Here is a 16797-nt window from a genome sequence, read left to right as displayed (position 1 = left end):
CTGTTTGCGACGCGCCAAAAGGTGGCGTGCCCCGGGGTGAATGGTCGATTTTTGCACAAGTTTTATTCTGTGTTGCCTGGACTGACGCTTTCGCGGCGGTGCGGCGATCCGACAAGCTCCGCGCCCACAAGATCTGCGTCGCGTCGTAGTTTCGCGACGGATCACAAAAACCTGTGGGAGCGGAGCTTGCCCGCGAAGAGACCAGCACAATCACTACCTCCTCTGGATCAACACTCGACCGCACTGACCGCCAACCCGCCCCGCGAAGTCTCTTTATATTTGTCATGCATATCGGCGCCGGTATCGCGCATGGTGCGGATCACCCGATCCAGGGAAATGAAGTGCTGGCCGTCGCCGCGCAAGGCCATCTGCGCCGCGTTGATCGCTTTCACCGCGGCAATTGCATTACGCTCGATACACGGCACCTGCACCAACCCGCCGACCGGATCGCAGGTCAGCCCGAGGTTGTGTTCCAGACCGATTTCCGCCGCGTTGCACAATTGCTCCGGTGTCGCTCCGAGGACCTGCGCCAACCCCGCCGCCGCCATGGCACAGGCCGACCCCACCTCGCCCTGGCAACCGACCTCGGCCCCCGAGATCGACGCGTTCTTCTTGCACAGGATGCCCACCGCCGCCGCCGCGAGGAAATAGTCGACGACATTGGCGTCGGTCACTACCTCGCTGAACTTCATGAAGTAGTGCAGCACCGCCGGGATAATCCCCGCCGCGCCGTTGGTCGGCGCCGTGACCATGCGCCCACCCGCCGCGTTCTCTTCGTTGACCGCCAGGGCGAACAGGTTGACCCACTCCATGGCGCTCAGGGTCGAACCGATGACGTTGGGTTTGTTCAACTCCTGCAAGCTGCGATGCAGCTTGGCCGCCCGTCGGCGCACATTCAGCCCGCCGGGCAGGATGCCTTCGTGCTTGAGTCCCTGCTCGACGCAGTCCTGCATGGCGCGCCAGAGCTTCATCAGGCCGCCGCGGATTTCGTCTTCGGAACGCCAGACCCTTTCGTTGGCCAGCATCAGTTGGGCAACACTCAGCTCGTGGGTCTGGCACAGCTCAAGCAATTCCACCGCGCTGGAAAAATCATAGGGCAACACCGTCCGATCCATGTCCGCCACGCCGCTTTCCGCCTGGGCCTGGTCGACGACAAAACCACCGCCCACGGAATAGTAGGTATCGCGATGCAGCTCGCCGCTCGGACCTTCGGCCACCAGGGTCATGGCATTGGGATGGAACGCCAGGTTCTCATCGATCAAGCGCATGTCCCGCGCCCAGACAAAAGGAATCGGCAGGCGGCTATCCAGCAACAACGTGTCGGTTTCACGCAAGGTGGCGATACGCAAGCCGATTTGCGACGGATCGATCGCGTCCGGCCATTCGCCCATCAGGCCCATGATCACCGCGTTGTCGCTGCCGTGGCCGATGCCGGTGGCCGACAGCGAACCGTAGAGCTGCACCTCGACCCGCGTCACCCGTTCCAGTTCGCCACGCTCGCGCAACCCCTGGACGAACAGCGCCGCGGCGCGCATGGGCCCCACGGTGTGGGAGCTGGAGGGACCGATACCGATCTTGAACAGGTCAAACACGCTGATTGCCATTGTTGCGAATTCCTCCGAGTGCCTGTTCCAGACGCCTTAGCGTCCGATGGCGGAGCTGCTACGCTCAAGGGTCGCAATCCGCCGGGATAAAACATCATCAAGCTTTTGAAAGCCCACGCGACGTCTCACACCGACGCACTCATGCCCAGCAACGCCAGTGTCCGCGCACAGGCAAATTTCGGCGTTTTTTTGCGGCGCAGAGAGGAAAAAAGCCCAGAAAAAAGCTGTAAACGACCTCACCGACACTGGATGCGACCCTCCCTGTACTGGATACGACGCACCCTGTAGGCGACATATTCAGGCTGGTACATGATCAGTCTCGACTCGATTGCAAGGCACCGGGGTAGAGCCGTCCTCGAAGCCTCGAACCGCAAGACAATAACTAAGAGCGATCGTCCAGTCGGACCACTGCCAAAAATAAACATCCAGGAGTCCACCCATGAAAGGTTCCCCGTCGTTGTTGTTGGCCGCCATGCTGAGCCTGCCACTGCTGGCCCAGGCCGCAGAGCCGGCGCAGTGCAGTACCGTTAACTTCTCGGATGTCGGCTGGACGGATATCACCGCCACCACCGCCACCACCAGCGTGGTGCTCGACGCCCTGGGCTACAAGACCAAGACCACGATGATTTCCGTGCCGGTGACCTACAAGTCCCTGGCCGACGGCAAGAACATGGATGTGTTCCTCGGCAACTGGATGCCGACCATGGAAAACGACATCAAGGCCTATCGCGATGCCGGCACAGTGGAAACCGTGCGCACCAACCTCAAGGGCGCCAAGTACACCCTCGCCGTCCCTCAGGCGCTGTACGACAAGGGCCTGCATGACTTCGCCGATATCGCCAAGTTCAAGAAGGAACTGGACGGCAAGATCTACGGCATCGAGCCAGGCAACGACGGCAACCGCCTGATCCAGAGCATGATCGACAAGAACGCCTTCGGCCTGAAAGACGCCGGCTTCAAGGTGGTCGAGTCCAGCGAGGCCGGCATGCTCTCGCAGGTCGACCGCGCGCAGAAACGCGACACCGCCGTGGTCTTCCTCGGCTGGGCGCCGCACCCGATGAACAAGCGCTTCAAGATCCAGTACCTGACCGGCGGCGACGACTACTTCGGCCCGGACTTCGGTGCCGCGACCGTCCTGACCAACACCCGCAAGGGCTACACCCAGGAATGCAGCAACGTCGGCCAACTGCTGAAGAACCTCGAGTTCACCGTCGATATGGAAAGCTCGCTGATGGGCAACATCCTTGACGACAAGATGAAGCCTGAAGCCGCGGCCAAGGCCTGGCTGAAGAAGAACCCACAGGTGCTGACCACCTGGCTGGCGGGCGTGACCACCATTGACGGAAAACCTGGCCTGGAAGCCGTGAAAGCCAAGCTCGCGCAATAACCGCCAGGTCCGGGCGGGCTCACCCGCCTGGACCGGCATTTATTTCCCCGCATGTGGACGTTCAATACCATGCTGACTGAACATAAAATCCCCCTGGGCCAGTACATCGCGGCGTTCGTCGAATGGTTGACGAAGCACGGTGCCAACTACTTCGATTTCATCGCCTCGACCCTCGAAGCGATGATCCACGGCGTGACCTTCGCGCTGGCCTGGTTCAATCCGCTGGCATTGATCGCGCTGATCGCGGCGATCGCCCACCTGATCCAGCGTAAATGGGGGCTGACCGCCTTCGTGATCGCCTCCTTCCTGCTGATCCTCAACCTGGGGTACTGGCAGGAAACCATGGAAACCCTGGCCCAGGTGATGTTCGCCACCCTGGTCTGCGTGGTCATCGGCGTGCCGTTGGGCATCGTCGCCGCGCACAAGCCGATGTTCTACACCCTGATGCGCCCGGTCCTCGACCTGATGCAGACCGTACCGACCTTCGTGTACCTCATTCCAACCCTGACCCTGTTCGGTCTGGGTGTCGTCCCGGGTCTGATCTCCACGGTGGTGTTCGCGATTGCCGCGCCCATCCGCCTGACTTACCTGGGTATCCAGGATGTACCGCAAGAACTGCTCGACGCCGGCAAAGCCTTCGGCTGCTCGCGCCGTCAACTGCTCTCACGAATTGAACTGCCCCACGCCATGCCGAGCATCGCCGCCGGTGTCACCCAGTGCATCATGCTGTCGTTGTCGATGGTGGTGATCGCCGCACTGGTCGGTGCCGATGGCTTGGGTAAACCCGTGGTCAACGCACTGAACACCGCTGATATCGCCCTCGGCTTCGAAGCCGGCCTGGCGATCGTATTGCTGGCAATCATGCTCGACCGTATCTGCAAACAACCCGACGCACAGGTAAGGGGTGACGCATGAGCATCATTCGCTTCGACAAGGTAGACGTCATCTTCTCCAGGAATCCGCGAGAGGCCCTCGCGTTGCTGGACAAAGGCCTCAAGCGTGAAGAGATCCTGAAAAAGACCGGCCAGATCGTCGGCGTGGAAAACGCCAGCCTGGAAATCGAAAAAGGCGAGATCTGCGTACTGATGGGGCTGTCCGGCTCCGGCAAGTCCAGCCTGCTGCGCTGCATCAACGGCTTGAACACGGTCAGCCGTGGCCACTTGTTCGTCGAGCATGAAGGCCGGCAGATCGACATCGCCAACTGCACCGACGCCGAACTGAAGATGATGCGTACCAAGCGCATCGCCATGGTGTTCCAGAAGTTCGCCCTGATGCCCTGGCTGACGGTGCGCGAGAACATCAGCTTCGGCCTGGAGATGCAGGGCCGTCCGGAAAAGGAACGCCGCCAACTGGTGGACGAGAAGCTGCAACTGGTCGGCCTGGAGCAATGGCGCAACAAGAAGCCCGACGAACTGTCCGGCGGCATGCAACAACGCGTGGGCCTGGCCCGCGCCCTGGCGATGGACGCCGACATTCTGTTGATGGACGAACCTTTCTCGGCCCTCGACCCCCTGATCCGCCAAGGCTTGCAGGACGAACTGCTCGACCTGCAACGCAAGCTGCACAAGACCATCGTGTTCGTCAGCCACGACCTGGATGAGGCCCTGAAGCTGGGCAGCCGCATCGCTATCATGAAAGACGGGCGGATCATCCAGTACAGCAAGCCGGAAGACATCGTGCTCAACCCGGCGGACGAATATGTGCGCACCTTCGTCGCCCACACCAATCCGCTCAATGTGCTCTGCGGGCGCAGCCTGATGCGCACCCTGGACAACTGCAAGCGGGTCAACGGTTCGGTGTGCATCGACCCGGGCGGCGATTCGTGGATCGACCTGGCCGAAGGCAACACCATCAAGGGTGCGCGCCAGAACGGTGCCAGCCTGAACCTGCAAAGCTGGGTGCACGGACAAGCAGTGGAAGGCTTGGGGCGCACGCCGACGCTGGTGGACTCGAACATCGGCATGCGCGATGCGTTGCAGATCCGCTACCAGACCGGCCACAAGCTGGTGCTGCACGACAACAACAAGGTGGTGGGGATTCTCGGCGACAGCGAGCTGTACCACGCGCTGCTGGGCAAGAACCTCGGTTGAGACACCTGTAAGGACGCCGCGAGCGCATCGCGGCGTCTTGTTTTTCGGAATGTCGTTTTACCGCTGACCGCAGGGGAAGAGCCGCCGGATAACGGTGATTCGTCGTAACCCCGGTTTTTTGTTAATTGAACGTTCAATCAAAACAAAATAGACTGGTCCCCATACCGGTAGCCGCTTCCTGACTACCAGCAGGTTTGAGGAGAGGTGCACGATGCCCAAGGTCGGTATGCAACCCATACGCCGCCAGCAATTGATCGCCGCCACGTTGACGGCGGTCGACCAGGTCGGGATGGCGGATGCCAGCATTGCGCTGATCGCCCGCTTGGCCGGGGTTTCGAATGGCATCATCAGCCACTACTTTCGGGACAAGAATGGCCTGATCGCCGCCACGATGCGCTACCTGATGAATGTCTTGATCGAGAACGTCGCCGCGCGCCGCCTGGCGCTGACAGACGACAGCCCCAGGGCGCATCTGCGGGTGATTATCGAAGGCAACTTCGATGCCAGCCAGGTCAATGGCCCGGCGATGAAAACCTGGCTGGCCTTCTGGGCCACCAGCATGCACCACCCGTCTTTGCACAGGTTGCAGCGGATCAACGATCACCGTCTGTATTCCAACCTGTGTTGCCAGTTCCGCCGCGTCCTGCCGTTGCCCGCGGCGCGCAGCGCGGCACGTGGTTTGGCCGCGTTGATCGATGGTTTGTGGTTGCGCGGCGCGCTGTCGGGAGACGCCTTCGACACCGTGCAGGCACAACGTATCGCGTATGAATACATGGATTTCCAACTGACAAAACAGGTGTGCATAGGCGGCCAAGAACGCTTCGGCACCTGAACGATCACGGACTCGGGTTGCCCCGGCTACAGGGCCCCCGCTCCAAGGTCAGCCAACCCACACTGCACTTGCGAGGACACTATGGCCCGTTTCGAACTGCAAAAACTCTACATCGACGGCGGTTACTCCGACGCCAGCGGCGACGCTACTTTCGATGCCATCAACCCGGCTAACGGTGAAGTGCTCGCCACCGTGCAGCGTGCGACCAAAGCAGACGTCGAGCGCGCCGTGGTCAGTGCCGAAAAGGGCCAGAAAATCTGGGCCGCGATGACCGCCATGGAGCGTTCGCGGATCCTGCGGCGCGCCGTCGACATCCTGCGTGAACGCAACGACGAACTGGCCGCCCTGGAAACCCTCGACACCGGCAAGGCCTATTCCGAAACCCGTTATGTCGACATCGTCACTGGCGCCGACGTGCTGGAATACTACGCTGGCCTGGTGCCCGCTATCGAAGGCGAGCAGATCCCGCTGCGCACCACCTCGTTCGTCTACACCCGGCGCGAGCCGCTGGGCGTGGTCGCGGGTATCGGCGCGTGGAACTACCCGATCCAGATCGCCCTGTGGAAATCCGCGCCGGCCCTGGCCGCCGGCAATGCAATGATCTTCAAACCGAGCGAAGTCACCTCGCTGACCACCTTGAAACTGGCCGAAATCTACACCGAAGCCGGCGTGCCGGATGGCGTGTTCAACGTCCTTACCGGCAGCGGTCGTGAAGTCGGCACCTGGCTGACCGAACACCCGCGCATCGAGAAAGTCTCCTTCACCGGCGGCACCGACACCGGCAAGAAGGTCATGGCCAGCGCGTCCAGCTCGTCGCTCAAGGACGTGACCATGGAACTGGGCGGCAAGTCGCCGCTGATCATTTTCGACGACGCCGACCTCGATCGCGCCGCCGACACCGCGATGATGGCCAACTTCTACAGCTCCGGCCAGGTCTGCACCAACGGTACTCGCGTGTTCGTACCGAGCCAGTTGAAAGCCGCCTTCGAAGCCAAGATCGTCGAGCGCGTGGCGCGTATCCGCGTCGGTGACCCGCAGGACGAAAACACCAACTTCGGCCCGCTGGTCAGCTTCGCCCATATGGAAAGCGTGCTCGGCTACATCGCCAAGGGCAAGGCAGAAGGTGCGCGCCTGCTGTGCGGTGGCGAACGCCTGACTGCGGGTGAATTCGCCAAGGGTGCCTTTGTCGCGCCGACCGTGTTCACCGATTGCAGCGATGACATGAGCATCGTTCGTGAAGAGATCTTCGGCCCGGTGATGAGCATCCTCAGCTACGAAACCGAAGAAGAAGTGATCCGCCGCGCCAACGACACCGAGTTCGGCCTGGCCGCCGGGGTGGTGACCAAGGATCTGAACCGTGCTCACCGGGTGATTCATCAGTTGGAAGCCGGTATCTGCTGGATCAACGCCTGGGGCGAGTCCGACGCCAAGATGCCGGTCGGCGGCTACAAGCAGTCGGGGGTCGGCCGGGAAAACGGCATCAGCTCGCTGAACAACTTCACCCGGATCAAATCGGTACAGGTCGAGTTGGGCGAATACAACTCGGTGTTCTAAGCCAACACGGAGCCTGCGGTTGGGCCAATCGTGGCGAGGGGGCTTGCCCCCGTTGGGCCGCGAAGCGGCCCCAAACCCGGGCTCCGCGTTGCCTCAGACAGAACACGGTCGCTGACTTTGCGACTGCCGCGCAGCCGAACGGGGGTAAACCCCCTCGCCACATTTGAATCGCATCGGCCTGCGCCCGACCCACTTCAACGAGGGCTGCATTTCATGTCCCAAGAATTCGATTACATCATCATCGGTGCCGGCTCCGCCGGTAACACCCTGGCCACCCGCCTGACCGAAGACGCCGGCGTCAGCGTCCTGCTGCTCGAAGCCGGTGGTCCCGACTACCGCTTCGACTTCCGCACCCAGATGCCCGCCGCCCTCGCCTTCCCGCTGCAAGGCCGGCGCTACAACTGGGCCTATGAAACCGACCCGGAACCGCACATGAACGGGCGGCGCATGGAGTGCGGTCGCGGCAAGGGCCTCGGCGGCTCCTCGCTGATCAACGGCATGTGCTACATCCGCGGCAATGCCCTGGACTATGACGGCTGGGCCAAGCTGCCAGGCCTGGAAGACTGGAGCTACCTCGATTGCCTGCCGTACTTCCGCAAGGCGGAAACCCGTGACATCGGCGCCAACGACTACCACGGCGGCGAAGGCCCGGTCAGCGTGACCACGCCCAAGGCCGGCAACAATCCGCTGTTCCACGCCATGGTCGAAGCCGGCGTGCAAGCCGGCTACCCCGCGACCTCCGACCTCAACGGCTACCAGCAGGAAGGCTTCGGCCCGATGGACCGGACCGTGACGCCCAAGGGCCGTCGCGCCAGTACCGCGCGCGGCTACCTGGACATCGCCAAGCAACGTTCGACCCTGACCATCGTCACCCACGCCCTGACCGACAAGATCCTCTTCGAAGGCAAGCGCGCGGTCGGCGTGCGTTACCTGCTGGGTTCGGCCGAAGAACCGGTCGAAGCCCGCGCGCGCAAGGAAGTCCTGCTGTGCAGCGGCGCCATCGCTTCGCCGCAGATTCTCCAGCGCTCCGGTGTCGGTCCGGCCAAGCTCCTGCAAAGCCTGGACATTCCCGTGGTCCACGATCTGCCGGGGGTCGGCGAGAACCTGCAGGATCATCTGGAGTTGTACCTGCAATACGCCTGCACCCAGCCGGTCTCGCTGTATCCATCGCTACTGTGGTGGAACCAGCCGGCCATCGGTGCCGAATGGCTGTTCAATGGCACCGGCATCGGCGCCAGCAACCAGTTCGAGGCCGGCGGTTTTATCCGCACCCGTCCGGAATTCGAATGGCCGAATATCCAGTACCACTTCCTGCCGGTGGCGATTAACTACAACGGCAGCAACGGCGTGAAAGAGCACGGCTTCCAGGCGCACATGGGTTCCATGCGTTCGCCAAGCCGCGGACGTGTACAGGCCAGGTCCAAGGACCCGCGCCAGCACCCGAGCATCCTGTTCAACTACATGGCCACCGAACAGGACTGGCAGGAGTTCCGCGACGGCATTCGCCTGACCCGGGAAATCATGCAGCAGCCGGCACTGGATGCTTACCGCGGGCGTGAAATCAGTCCGGGCATCGAAGTGCAGACCGACGAGCAACTCGACCAGTTCGTCCGCGAGCACGCCGAGACCGCGTTCCACCCGTCCTGCTCGTGCAAGATGGGCAGCGACGAGATGGCGGTGGTCGACAGCCAGGGTCGCGTGCATGGCCTGCAGGGCCTGCGAGTGGTCGACGCGTCGATCATGCCGATCATCACCACCGGCAACCTCAACGCGCCGACGATCATGATCGCCGAGAAAATCGCCGACAAGATCCGTGGCCGCCAGCCACTGCCGCGCAGCCAGGCCGACTATTACGTGGCCGGCGATGCGCCGGTGCGCGGCAAGCCGTTGCGTGAAGTGAGCCGTACCGCGCAGTAATCCGCGAGCCCCCTTGTCATGGGGGGGCACGCCCAACGCCGTTCAGTAGACGAAATCTGAAGCCAAGCGCGATCTTGTGGCGAGCGGGCTTGCCCGCGCTCGGCTGCGAAGCAGTCGCAAAACCGGCATTCTTGGTCGTCCTGGCACACCGAGCCCGCCGGTTTCAGGGCCGCTTCGCAGCCCAACGCGGGCAAGCCCGCTCGCCACAAGGTAGGTTATCGCCGGACCAAGCTCTCCACTTCAGCCACACAACGTAAACAATCCCCACACTAGCCCACCCTTGCTCCTACCCCCCGCGCAAGCCTAATCTAATGGCGCGCAAACGTTTCACCCCCGCCCCACTCCGACACGCCGCCACATTGCTGGCCACGAGGCTTTCCCATGTTTGATGTCGTCTCTTCGAGCAAATGGCCCACCGGCTACCTGATCAATCCCAACCCCGAGCCCATGGACCCCAAGTGGCTGAAGGAATTCAGCAAGATCCCCGCCGCCGCGGTCAGCGACTGCCTCGGGCGCAACGTCGGCGGCCTCGGCCTCAAGCCATTCCACGGCAACACGCCGATGCTCGGCAATGCCCTGACCGTGCGCGTGCGCCCGGGCGACAACCTGATGATCCTCAAGGCCATGCAGATGGCCCGCCCGGGCGATGTGCTGGTGATCGACGGCAGCGCCGACCTGACCCGTGCGGTGTTCGGCGGCATCATGCGCGCCATGGCCCTCAAGGCCGGTATCGTCGGCGTGGTGATCAACGGCGCCCTGCGCGACCTTGACGAATGGCAGACCGGCGAGCTGCCGGCCTACGCCATTGGCGGCGTACACCGTGGCCCGAGCACCGACGGCGGGGGCGAAATCAACGTCCCGATTTCCTGTGCCGGCATGCTGGTAACCCCGGGCGACCTGATGATTGGCGACGGTGACGGCGTGGTCGCCGCGGCCCGCTCCGAACTGCCGGAGCTGCTGGTGCGCTGCCACGATCTGCTGGCGCGGGAAAAAGCCACGCTGGCGGCGATTGAAGCCGGTACCCTGGACCCGGACCGCTTCGATGCGATCCTGCGCGCCAAGGGCTGCCCGCTCTAAGGTCAAAAGCCTCAAGAGCTTCGCGGGCAAGCTCCGCTCCCACATTAGTTTCGAGTCGTACCCGAATCGTCCGCACGACCGAGAACTTGTGGGAGCGGAGCTTGTCGGATCGCCGCAGCGCCGCGAATAGGCCCTCAAGATCGCCAAAAGCCTCGCTGGCAAGCCAGGCTACAGAATCACAGCGCTAGCAAAATCGCCTTTTCCTGACAGACTGGCATTGGGGCCGCCCATAAGGCGCCCCGCACGGCCACCGCCATTTCCAGGGAGGTTCCCCATGTTCGACTTCCACCCCCAGCTCAAGCAGCGCTTCGCCGGCTTGCGCACGGGCGCTGAATTTTTCTCGCTGCGTTACGTCCGCGAATCCGGCCAATACCTGTCGGTGCGCAAGAACGTCGCGGAGCCCCCGAGCCTGCGCCTCGACGAAGGTGCGATGCTCACCGTGCGCCTCAACGGCGTCGAAGCCTACGCCGCCACCAACGACCTTTCCCAGGCCGGCCTGCAAAGCGCCCTCGACCGCGCCGAAGACTACGCCCGGCTGATGGCCCCCCACGCACTGCTCGACCTTCGCCGGCACAGCGTGTCCAGCGACCGCGCCGACTATCACTCGCCCCAGCTCGAGCAACCCTTTGCGTCCCTGAGCGACTGCTACGCCCTGCTCGGCGCCGAATCGGCCGCCGTGCCCAAGGACGAGCGGCTGGTCAACTGGGAAGTCAGCCTCGGCCTGACCCAGGTCGAGCAGATCTACCTCAACAACGCCGGCGCCGAACTGCGCCAGGCGCTGCGCTTCGTCTACCCGGGCCTGAGCGTCACCGCCTACGACGGCGCGGACAGCCAGACCCGCACCCTGGGCCGGGAAAACTTCGGCCAGCAAGGCGGCGCCGATGTCATCGGGCGTTCCGGGCTGATCGGCGCAGGCGCGCGGATCGCCGACCAGGCCCTGCAATTGCTGCTGGCGCCCAACACCCCGCAAGGTCCACGTGACCTGTTACTGACCCCGGACCAGATGATCCTGCAGATCCACGAATCCATCGGCCACCCGCTGGAACTGGATCGCATCCTCGGCGACGAGCGCAATTACGCCGGCACCAGCTTCGTCAAGGCCAGCGACTTCGGCAACCTGCAATATGGTTCGCCACTGCTCAACGTGACCTTCGATCCGTCCATCCCACAACAACTGGCCAGCTACGGACATGACGACGACGGCACCGCGGCCCACAAGGAATTCCTGATTCGCGAAGGGCGACTGCTGCGGCCACTGGGCGGCGCGTTGTCACAGTTCCGCGCCGGCCTCGACGGCGTCGCCAACAGCCGCGCCTGCAGTTGGAACCGTCCGCCCATCGACCGCATGGCCAACCTCAATATCGAACCCGGCGAGCAATCCTTCGCACAACTGGTCGGGGGTATCGAAAAAGGCATCCTGATGTCCACCAACCGGTCCTGGTCCATCGACGACGCCCGCAACAAATTCCAGTTCGGCTGCGAGTGGGGCCAGTTGATCGAGAACGGCGAGCTCAAGGGCGTGGTGAAAAACCCCAACTACCGGGCGATTTCCGCACAGTTCTGGCGCAACCTCAGCGCCGTCGGCAATACCGAGACCTTCCAGGTCTTGGGCACGCCGAACTGCGGCAAGGGCGAACCGAACCAGGTGATCCGGGTCGGGCACGCGTCGCCCGCCTGTGTCTTCAGTCATGTCGATGTGTTTGGAGGCGATGCCTGATGAGTACTTCACTGAGCCAGGTCGAACACTTCCGCGCCCTGGTCGACAGTTTGCAGAAACAGCTCCGCGCCCCGGAACGCTTTACCCTGGGCTATGCCGCCGAAGCGTCGGACTTTATCCGCTTCAATCATGGCCGGGTGCGCCAGGCCGGACAGGTGCAACAGGCCACGTTGAGCTTCAAGCTGATCGACGACGGGCGCCATGCCGATTTGCAGATCACCCTCTCCGGCGAACTCGAACCGGACCGCCAGCGCTTGGCGGACGGCCTGCGACAACTGCGCGAAATCCTCCCGCTGTTGCCAGCCGACCCGTACCTGCTGCTCAACCACAACGCCTGGCAAAGCCGGAACGTGCAGAGCCAGCCGTTACCGGACACGGCACGCGTACTGGAAGAAATCAGTCGCGCGGCGGTCGGCCTGGACATGGTCGGGTTCTACGCCGCCGGCCCAATCAGCCGTGGCTTTGCCAGCGCCGACGGGGCCTTCGGTTGGCACCAGGCCAACAGTTTCAACTTTGACTGGAGTCTGTTCCATGAAAACGGCCAGGCCGTGAAGGCCAGTTTCGCCGGCCATGACTGGAACAGCGACAGCTTTGCCCAACGCTTCCAGCAGGCCCGCGAGCAGCTCGCGTTTCTCGGGCGACCGTTGCGTACGCTGGCGCCGGGCGAATACCGTGCCTACCTGGCGCCGGCGGCGCTTGAAGAAGTCATGGGCATGCTCAGTTGGGGCGGTTTTTCGGCCCAGGCCATCGGCAGCAAGCACAGCCCGTTGCAAAAACTCTATGCCGGCGAAGCCCGCTTCAGCCCCATGGTCTGGCTCGGCGAGCAGATCAGCGGCTCGCTGAGTCCGGCGTTTTCCAATGAAGGCTATCCACGCGGCGATGTGTCATTGGTCGCCGCGGGCGCGGCCGATCAACAGTTGATCAACTCCCGCAGTGCCGCCGAGTATGGGCTGACGACCAACGGCGCCAGCGGCGGCGAGTATCCCGGCGCCTTGCAGATGCGCGCCGGGATACTCGCCCAGGCCGATATTCTCAAGCAATTGGGCACAGGCCTGTACATCAGCAACCTGTGGTACCTGAACTACTCGGACCAACCGGCGGCGCGGATGACCGGCATGACCCGCTTCGCCACTTTCTGGGTGGAGAGCGGCGAGATCCAGGCACCGGTCAGCACCATGCGCTTCGATGACAGTGCCTACAGCCTGTTGGGCAGCCAGTTGGAAGCCCTGACCCAGGAGCGTGAGCTGCTGCTGTCGGCGAGCACCTACGACCAGCGGCAGACCGCCTCGAACCTGCTGCCGGGGGCGCTGATCAGCAAGCTGACGCTGACCCTGTAACCTGGAGTCCGCGCCCGCAGGCACCACAAACCCCATGGGAGCCTTGCCGGCCTCATCGCCAGCCAGCTGGCTCCCACACCCCCATGCTCCAACACAAGAACATCGCCATGCCATTAGCTGTAGGAGCCAGCTGGCTGGCGATGGCGACCGCCCGGGCGATGCAAGGCTCACGGGCGCCATCGCCAGCAAGCTGGCTCCTGCATGGGCCATGACACCCACAAGATCGCGTTAACCCGCTGACCGAAATACCCGCACGCCTATCCACTCAGCCAGTTGCCCTGAGGCAGCCTGGCGCGCTATACATTCTCTCGGTTTTCATTGCACCATCAAAACGCCACCCTCACACGGCCCCTCTGGAAAAACAGGCTTTACCCGCGACGTTCTTACTCAGTGCCGCACCTCTTTCACCTCTCGAAAGTGTTTTGCTGGAGCTTGATATGAATCATGGAAGCTTTGTCATCAACAACCTCTACCGGCATTTCAACATCCATGTCGAGCGCATCGGCGACGATCCGTTGCGCAAGACGGTGCTACTGGTCAATGGCGCCCTGGCCACCACCAGTTCCTTCACCCGCACCAGCAAATGCCTGGCCGAGCACTTCAATGTGGTGCTGTTCGACCTGCCCTTCGCCGGACGCTCACAACCCTACAATCCCGATCCGGGCCTGGTAACCAAGGATGACGAGGTGGAGATCCTCCTGACCCTGGTGCGGCGCTTGGAAGTCAATCACCTGGTCTCCGCCTCCTGGGGCGGTATTTCCACCCTGCTGGCCCTGACCCGGCACCCGCCGACCATTGAAAGCTCGGTGGTGATGGCCCTGGCGCCCGACCTGAACCCAGCGATGCTGGCTTACGTGCAACGGGTCCACGAGCTGATCGCGGTGGACGACAAATCCGCCATCGGCCACCTGCTCAACGACACCGTTGGTCACTACCTGCCGCCGCGGCTCAAAACCACCAACCACCAACACCTGTCCTCAATGCCCAGCACCGAGTACCGCCAGGCGCGCTTCCATATCGACCAGGTGCTGCAACTGGGCGATGGCAACTACCTGCGGGCGCTGTCCGCGATCCAGAGCCCGGTGCATTTCATCAACGGCGCCAAGGACATCTACACCCCGGCCGAAGGGGCACGGATGTTTCAGGAATACATCCCCCGATGCAGTTTTTCCGTCGCCGAGGACACCGGCCACCTGCTCGATCTGGAATCACGCCAGGCTGCCAACGCGGTGCATCAGGCATTGCTGGGGTTTCTGCTACCGACCAACGCCGGATAGCCGCCAATAAGGCCCGGCACACTCTCCGCATCGGGCGAGAACCTGTGGGAGCGGAGCTTGCCCGCGAAGCTTTTGGTGGCCTCAAGGACCTCTTCGCGGATAAATCCGGCTCCCACAATTTCCACGTTGCCCCCAAAATCTGTATACGACCAAAAACCTGTGGGAGCGGAGCTTGCCCGCGAAACTTTTGGCGGCCTCAAGGGCCTCTTCGCGGATAAATCCGGCTCCCACAATTTCCACGTTGCCCCAAAATCTGTATACGACCAAAAACCTGTGGGAGCGGAGCTTGCCCGCGAAGCTTTTGGCGGCCTCAAGGGCCGACTCGCAAATAAATCCGACTCCAACAGGACTTGCGCCCTACAACAGAAAGCAAGCGCGCCTACACGATTCTTGACCGATCAGGCATACTGCAACTACGTAGTCTGCTAACAAATAGAGCCGCCCATGCCCGACCGCGCCCCTCTCGACGTAACGACCGCTCGTTGGCTACCGTGGGTGGTGGCCATCGCTTTCTTCATGCAGTCCCTCGACGGGACCATCCTCAATACCGCACTGCCGGCCATGGCCCTGGACCTGGCGGAAAACCCCCTGCGCATGCAAGGCGTGGTGATCGCCTACATGCTCACCGTGGCCTTGCTGATCCCCGCCTCGGGCTGGATTTCCGACCGCTTCGGCACCAAGCGCATCTTCTTCGGCGCCATCCTGCTGTTCAGCATCGGCTCCCTGCTCTGTGCCCTGTCGAGCTCGTTGAACATGCTGGTCGGCGCACGGATTATCCAGGGCCTGGGCGGCTCGCTGATGCTCCCGGTCGGCCGGCTGGTGGTACTGCGCGCCTACCCGCGCTCGGAGCTGGTGCGGATCATGGGCTTCATCACCATCCCCGGCCTGCTTGGCCCGTTGATCGGCCCGACCATGGGTGGCTGGATGGTGCAGTACCTGACCTGGCACTGGATCTTCCTGATCAACTTGCCGGTGGGGCTGATCGGCTGTTATGCGGTGTGGAAATTCATTCCCGACCTGCGCGGCAGCGAACGCACGCGCTTCGACGGTATCGGCTTCCTGCTGTTCGGCGCGGCGATGCTGCTGATCACCATCGCCATGGAGGGCCTCGGCGAACTGCAACTGCCGCACCTGCGGGTGATGTTGCTGCTGTTCGCCGGCCTCGCGTGCCTGGCGGCGTACTGGCTGCGGGCCGGGCATATCGACAACCCACTGTTCGCCCCGTCGCTGTTCAAGACCCGGACCTTTGCCGTGGGCATTCTCGGCAACCTGTTCGCCCGCCTGGGCAGCGGTGCCTTGCCGTTCCTGGTGCCCTTGTTGCTGCAAGTGGCCCTGGGTTACTCGCCGTCCCAGGCGGGGATGAGCATGCTGCCGCTGGCGGCGGCGGCGATGTTCGCCAAATCGATTGCCCGGCCGCTGATCGAGCGCCTGGGTTATCGCATCGTGCTCACCGGCAACACCCTGGCGCTGGGCTTCATGCTCGCGGCCCTGGGCCTGGTCAGCGAGCACACGCCCTACCCCCTGTTGCTGAGCATGCTGGCGATTGCCGGGGCGATCAACTCGCTGCAATTCACGGCGATGAACACCGTGACCCTGATCGACCTCGACGACAAGTCGGCCAGCAGCGGCAACAGCCTGCTGTCGGTGGTGGCGCAGTTGTCCCTGAGCCTCGGGGTGGCCTGTGCCGGTGCCCTGCTCGGCGGTTTTACCGCCGCCATCGGCAATGATGGCGTGGAGACGGTGCTCGGCGCATTCCAACTGACCTTCCTGACCGTCGGCATCATGGCGATGTTCGCCTCGGCGATTTTCCTGCAGCTGTCGCCCCTTGACGGACGGCGGGCCAAGTTGGTTCAGGAGCGGCACATCGAGCACTGACCTGCTGACGGAATACTCATTCCTGATCTTCGGCAGGCCCCCCATGTGGCGAGCGGGCTTGCCCGCGTTGGGCTGTGAAACAGCCCCAAAAACCTGTGACTGCGTTCTGCCTGACACAATGAAGTCGCTG

General features: G+C 62.9%; 12 protein-coding genes. 11 read left to right on the top strand and 1 reads right to left on the bottom strand.

Annotated features, from left to right (window positions below; all coding sequences use genetic code 11):
- Window positions 1–227: 227 nt before the first annotated feature.
- Window positions 228–1604: an L-serine ammonia-lyase gene (locus tag PFEN_RS26290; RefSeq protein WP_191489522.1), complete on the bottom strand. Its 1377-nt coding sequence runs from the start codon at window positions 1602–1604 to the stop codon at window positions 228–230.
- Window positions 1605–2043: 439 nt separating this feature from the next.
- On the opposite strand from PFEN_RS26290, the gene PFEN_RS26285 reads away from it, so the two are divergent.
- The 11 genes from PFEN_RS26285 (at window position 2044) to mdtD (ending at window position 16667) form a co-directional block, all read left to right on the top strand.
- A complete protein-coding gene (locus PFEN_RS26285) occupies window positions 2044–2991 on the top strand; it encodes a choline ABC transporter substrate-binding protein (RefSeq protein ID WP_191489521.1) in 948 nt (315 codons plus the stop codon).
- A 69-nt stretch (window positions 2992–3060) separates the two neighbouring features.
- Window positions 3061–3906, top strand: a complete 846-nt coding sequence (choW, locus tag PFEN_RS26280) for a choline ABC transporter permease subunit (RefSeq protein ID WP_191489520.1) — start codon at window positions 3061–3063, stop codon at window positions 3904–3906.
- Window positions 3903–5081: a choline ABC transporter ATP-binding protein gene (gene choV / locus PFEN_RS26275; protein WP_191489519.1), complete on the top strand. Its 1179-nt coding sequence runs from the start codon at window positions 3903–3905 to the stop codon at window positions 5079–5081. The genes choW and choV overlap by 4 nt, the downstream gene beginning before the upstream one ends.
- Window positions 5082–5292: 211 nt before the next feature.
- Complete coding sequence (gene betI, locus PFEN_RS26270; RefSeq protein ID WP_191489518.1) at window positions 5293–5913, top strand: transcriptional regulator BetI; 621 nt, start codon at window positions 5293–5295, stop codon at window positions 5911–5913.
- Window positions 5914–5994: 81 nt separating this feature from the next.
- Complete coding sequence (gene betB, locus PFEN_RS26265; RefSeq protein WP_191489517.1) at window positions 5995–7467, top strand: betaine-aldehyde dehydrogenase; 1473 nt, start codon at window positions 5995–5997, stop codon at window positions 7465–7467.
- Window positions 7468–7680: 213 nt separating this feature from the next.
- A complete protein-coding gene (gene betA / locus PFEN_RS26260; protein WP_191489516.1) occupies window positions 7681–9384 on the top strand; it encodes a choline dehydrogenase in 1704 nt (567 codons plus the stop codon).
- A gap of 381 nt (window positions 9385–9765) precedes the next feature.
- Entirely contained in the window at window positions 9766–10461 is a 696-nt protein-coding gene (locus tag PFEN_RS26255) for an RraA family protein (protein ID WP_191489515.1), read from the top strand.
- Window positions 10462–10735: 274 nt separating this feature from the next.
- A complete protein-coding gene (locus PFEN_RS26250) occupies window positions 10736–12178 on the top strand; it encodes a TldD/PmbA family protein (RefSeq protein ID WP_191489514.1) in 1443 nt (480 codons plus the stop codon).
- A complete protein-coding gene (locus PFEN_RS26245; protein ID WP_191489513.1) occupies window positions 12178–13515 on the top strand; it encodes a TldD/PmbA family protein in 1338 nt (445 codons plus the stop codon). The genes PFEN_RS26250 and PFEN_RS26245 overlap by 1 nt, the downstream gene beginning before the upstream one ends.
- Before the next feature lie 437 nt (window positions 13516–13952).
- On the top strand, window positions 13953–14792 hold the full coding sequence (locus PFEN_RS26240) for an alpha/beta fold hydrolase (RefSeq protein ID WP_191489512.1): 840 nt from the start codon (window positions 13953–13955) through the stop codon (window positions 14790–14792).
- Between the two features lie 444 nt (window positions 14793–15236).
- Window positions 15237–16667, top strand: coding sequence for a multidrug transporter subunit MdtD (mdtD, locus tag PFEN_RS26235; RefSeq protein WP_191489511.1), 1431 nt, complete (start codon window positions 15237–15239; stop codon window positions 16665–16667).
- The last annotated feature ends 130 nt before the right edge of the window (window positions 16668–16797 follow it).

This window comes from Pseudomonas sp. FEN (assembly GCF_904067045.1).
Taxonomy (GTDB): domain Bacteria; phylum Pseudomonadota; class Gammaproteobacteria; order Pseudomonadales; family Pseudomonadaceae; genus Aquipseudomonas.
The sequence above is the reverse complement of the archived record's forward strand: the minus strand, read 5'-3'. Positions and strand labels throughout refer to the sequence as shown.

What these genes read in the sequence shown, in the direction of transcription:
- PFEN_RS26245 (WP_191489513.1), top strand. Translation starts at nt 12,178, where the DNA reads ATGAGTACTTCACTGAGCCAGGTCGAACACTTCCGCGCCCTGGTCGAC.
- betA (WP_191489516.1), top strand. Translation starts at nt 7,681, where the DNA reads ATGTCCCAAGAATTCGATTACATCATCATCGGTGCCGGCTCCGCCGGT.
- PFEN_RS26290 (WP_191489522.1), bottom strand. Translation starts at nt 1,604, where the DNA reads ATGGCAATCAGCGTGTTTGACCTGTTCAAGATCGGTATCGGTCCCTCC.
- PFEN_RS26240 (WP_191489512.1), top strand. Translation starts at nt 13,953, where the DNA reads ATGAATCATGGAAGCTTTGTCATCAACAACCTCTACCGGCATTTCAAC.
- PFEN_RS26255 (WP_191489515.1), top strand. Translation starts at nt 9,766, where the DNA reads ATGTTTGATGTCGTCTCTTCGAGCAAATGGCCCACCGGCTACCTGATC.
- choV (WP_191489519.1), top strand. Translation starts at nt 3,903, where the DNA reads ATGAGCATCATTCGCTTCGACAAGGTAGACGTCATCTTCTCCAGGAAT.
- mdtD (WP_191489511.1), top strand. Translation starts at nt 15,237, where the DNA reads ATGCCCGACCGCGCCCCTCTCGACGTAACGACCGCTCGTTGGCTACCG.
- choW (WP_191489520.1), top strand. Translation starts at nt 3,061, where the DNA reads ATGCTGACTGAACATAAAATCCCCCTGGGCCAGTACATCGCGGCGTTC.
- betI (WP_191489518.1), top strand. Translation starts at nt 5,293, where the DNA reads ATGCCCAAGGTCGGTATGCAACCCATACGCCGCCAGCAATTGATCGCC.
- PFEN_RS26250 (WP_191489514.1), top strand. Translation starts at nt 10,736, where the DNA reads ATGTTCGACTTCCACCCCCAGCTCAAGCAGCGCTTCGCCGGCTTGCGC.
- PFEN_RS26285 (WP_191489521.1), top strand. Translation starts at nt 2,044, where the DNA reads ATGAAAGGTTCCCCGTCGTTGTTGTTGGCCGCCATGCTGAGCCTGCCA.
- betB (WP_191489517.1), top strand. Translation starts at nt 5,995, where the DNA reads ATGGCCCGTTTCGAACTGCAAAAACTCTACATCGACGGCGGTTACTCC.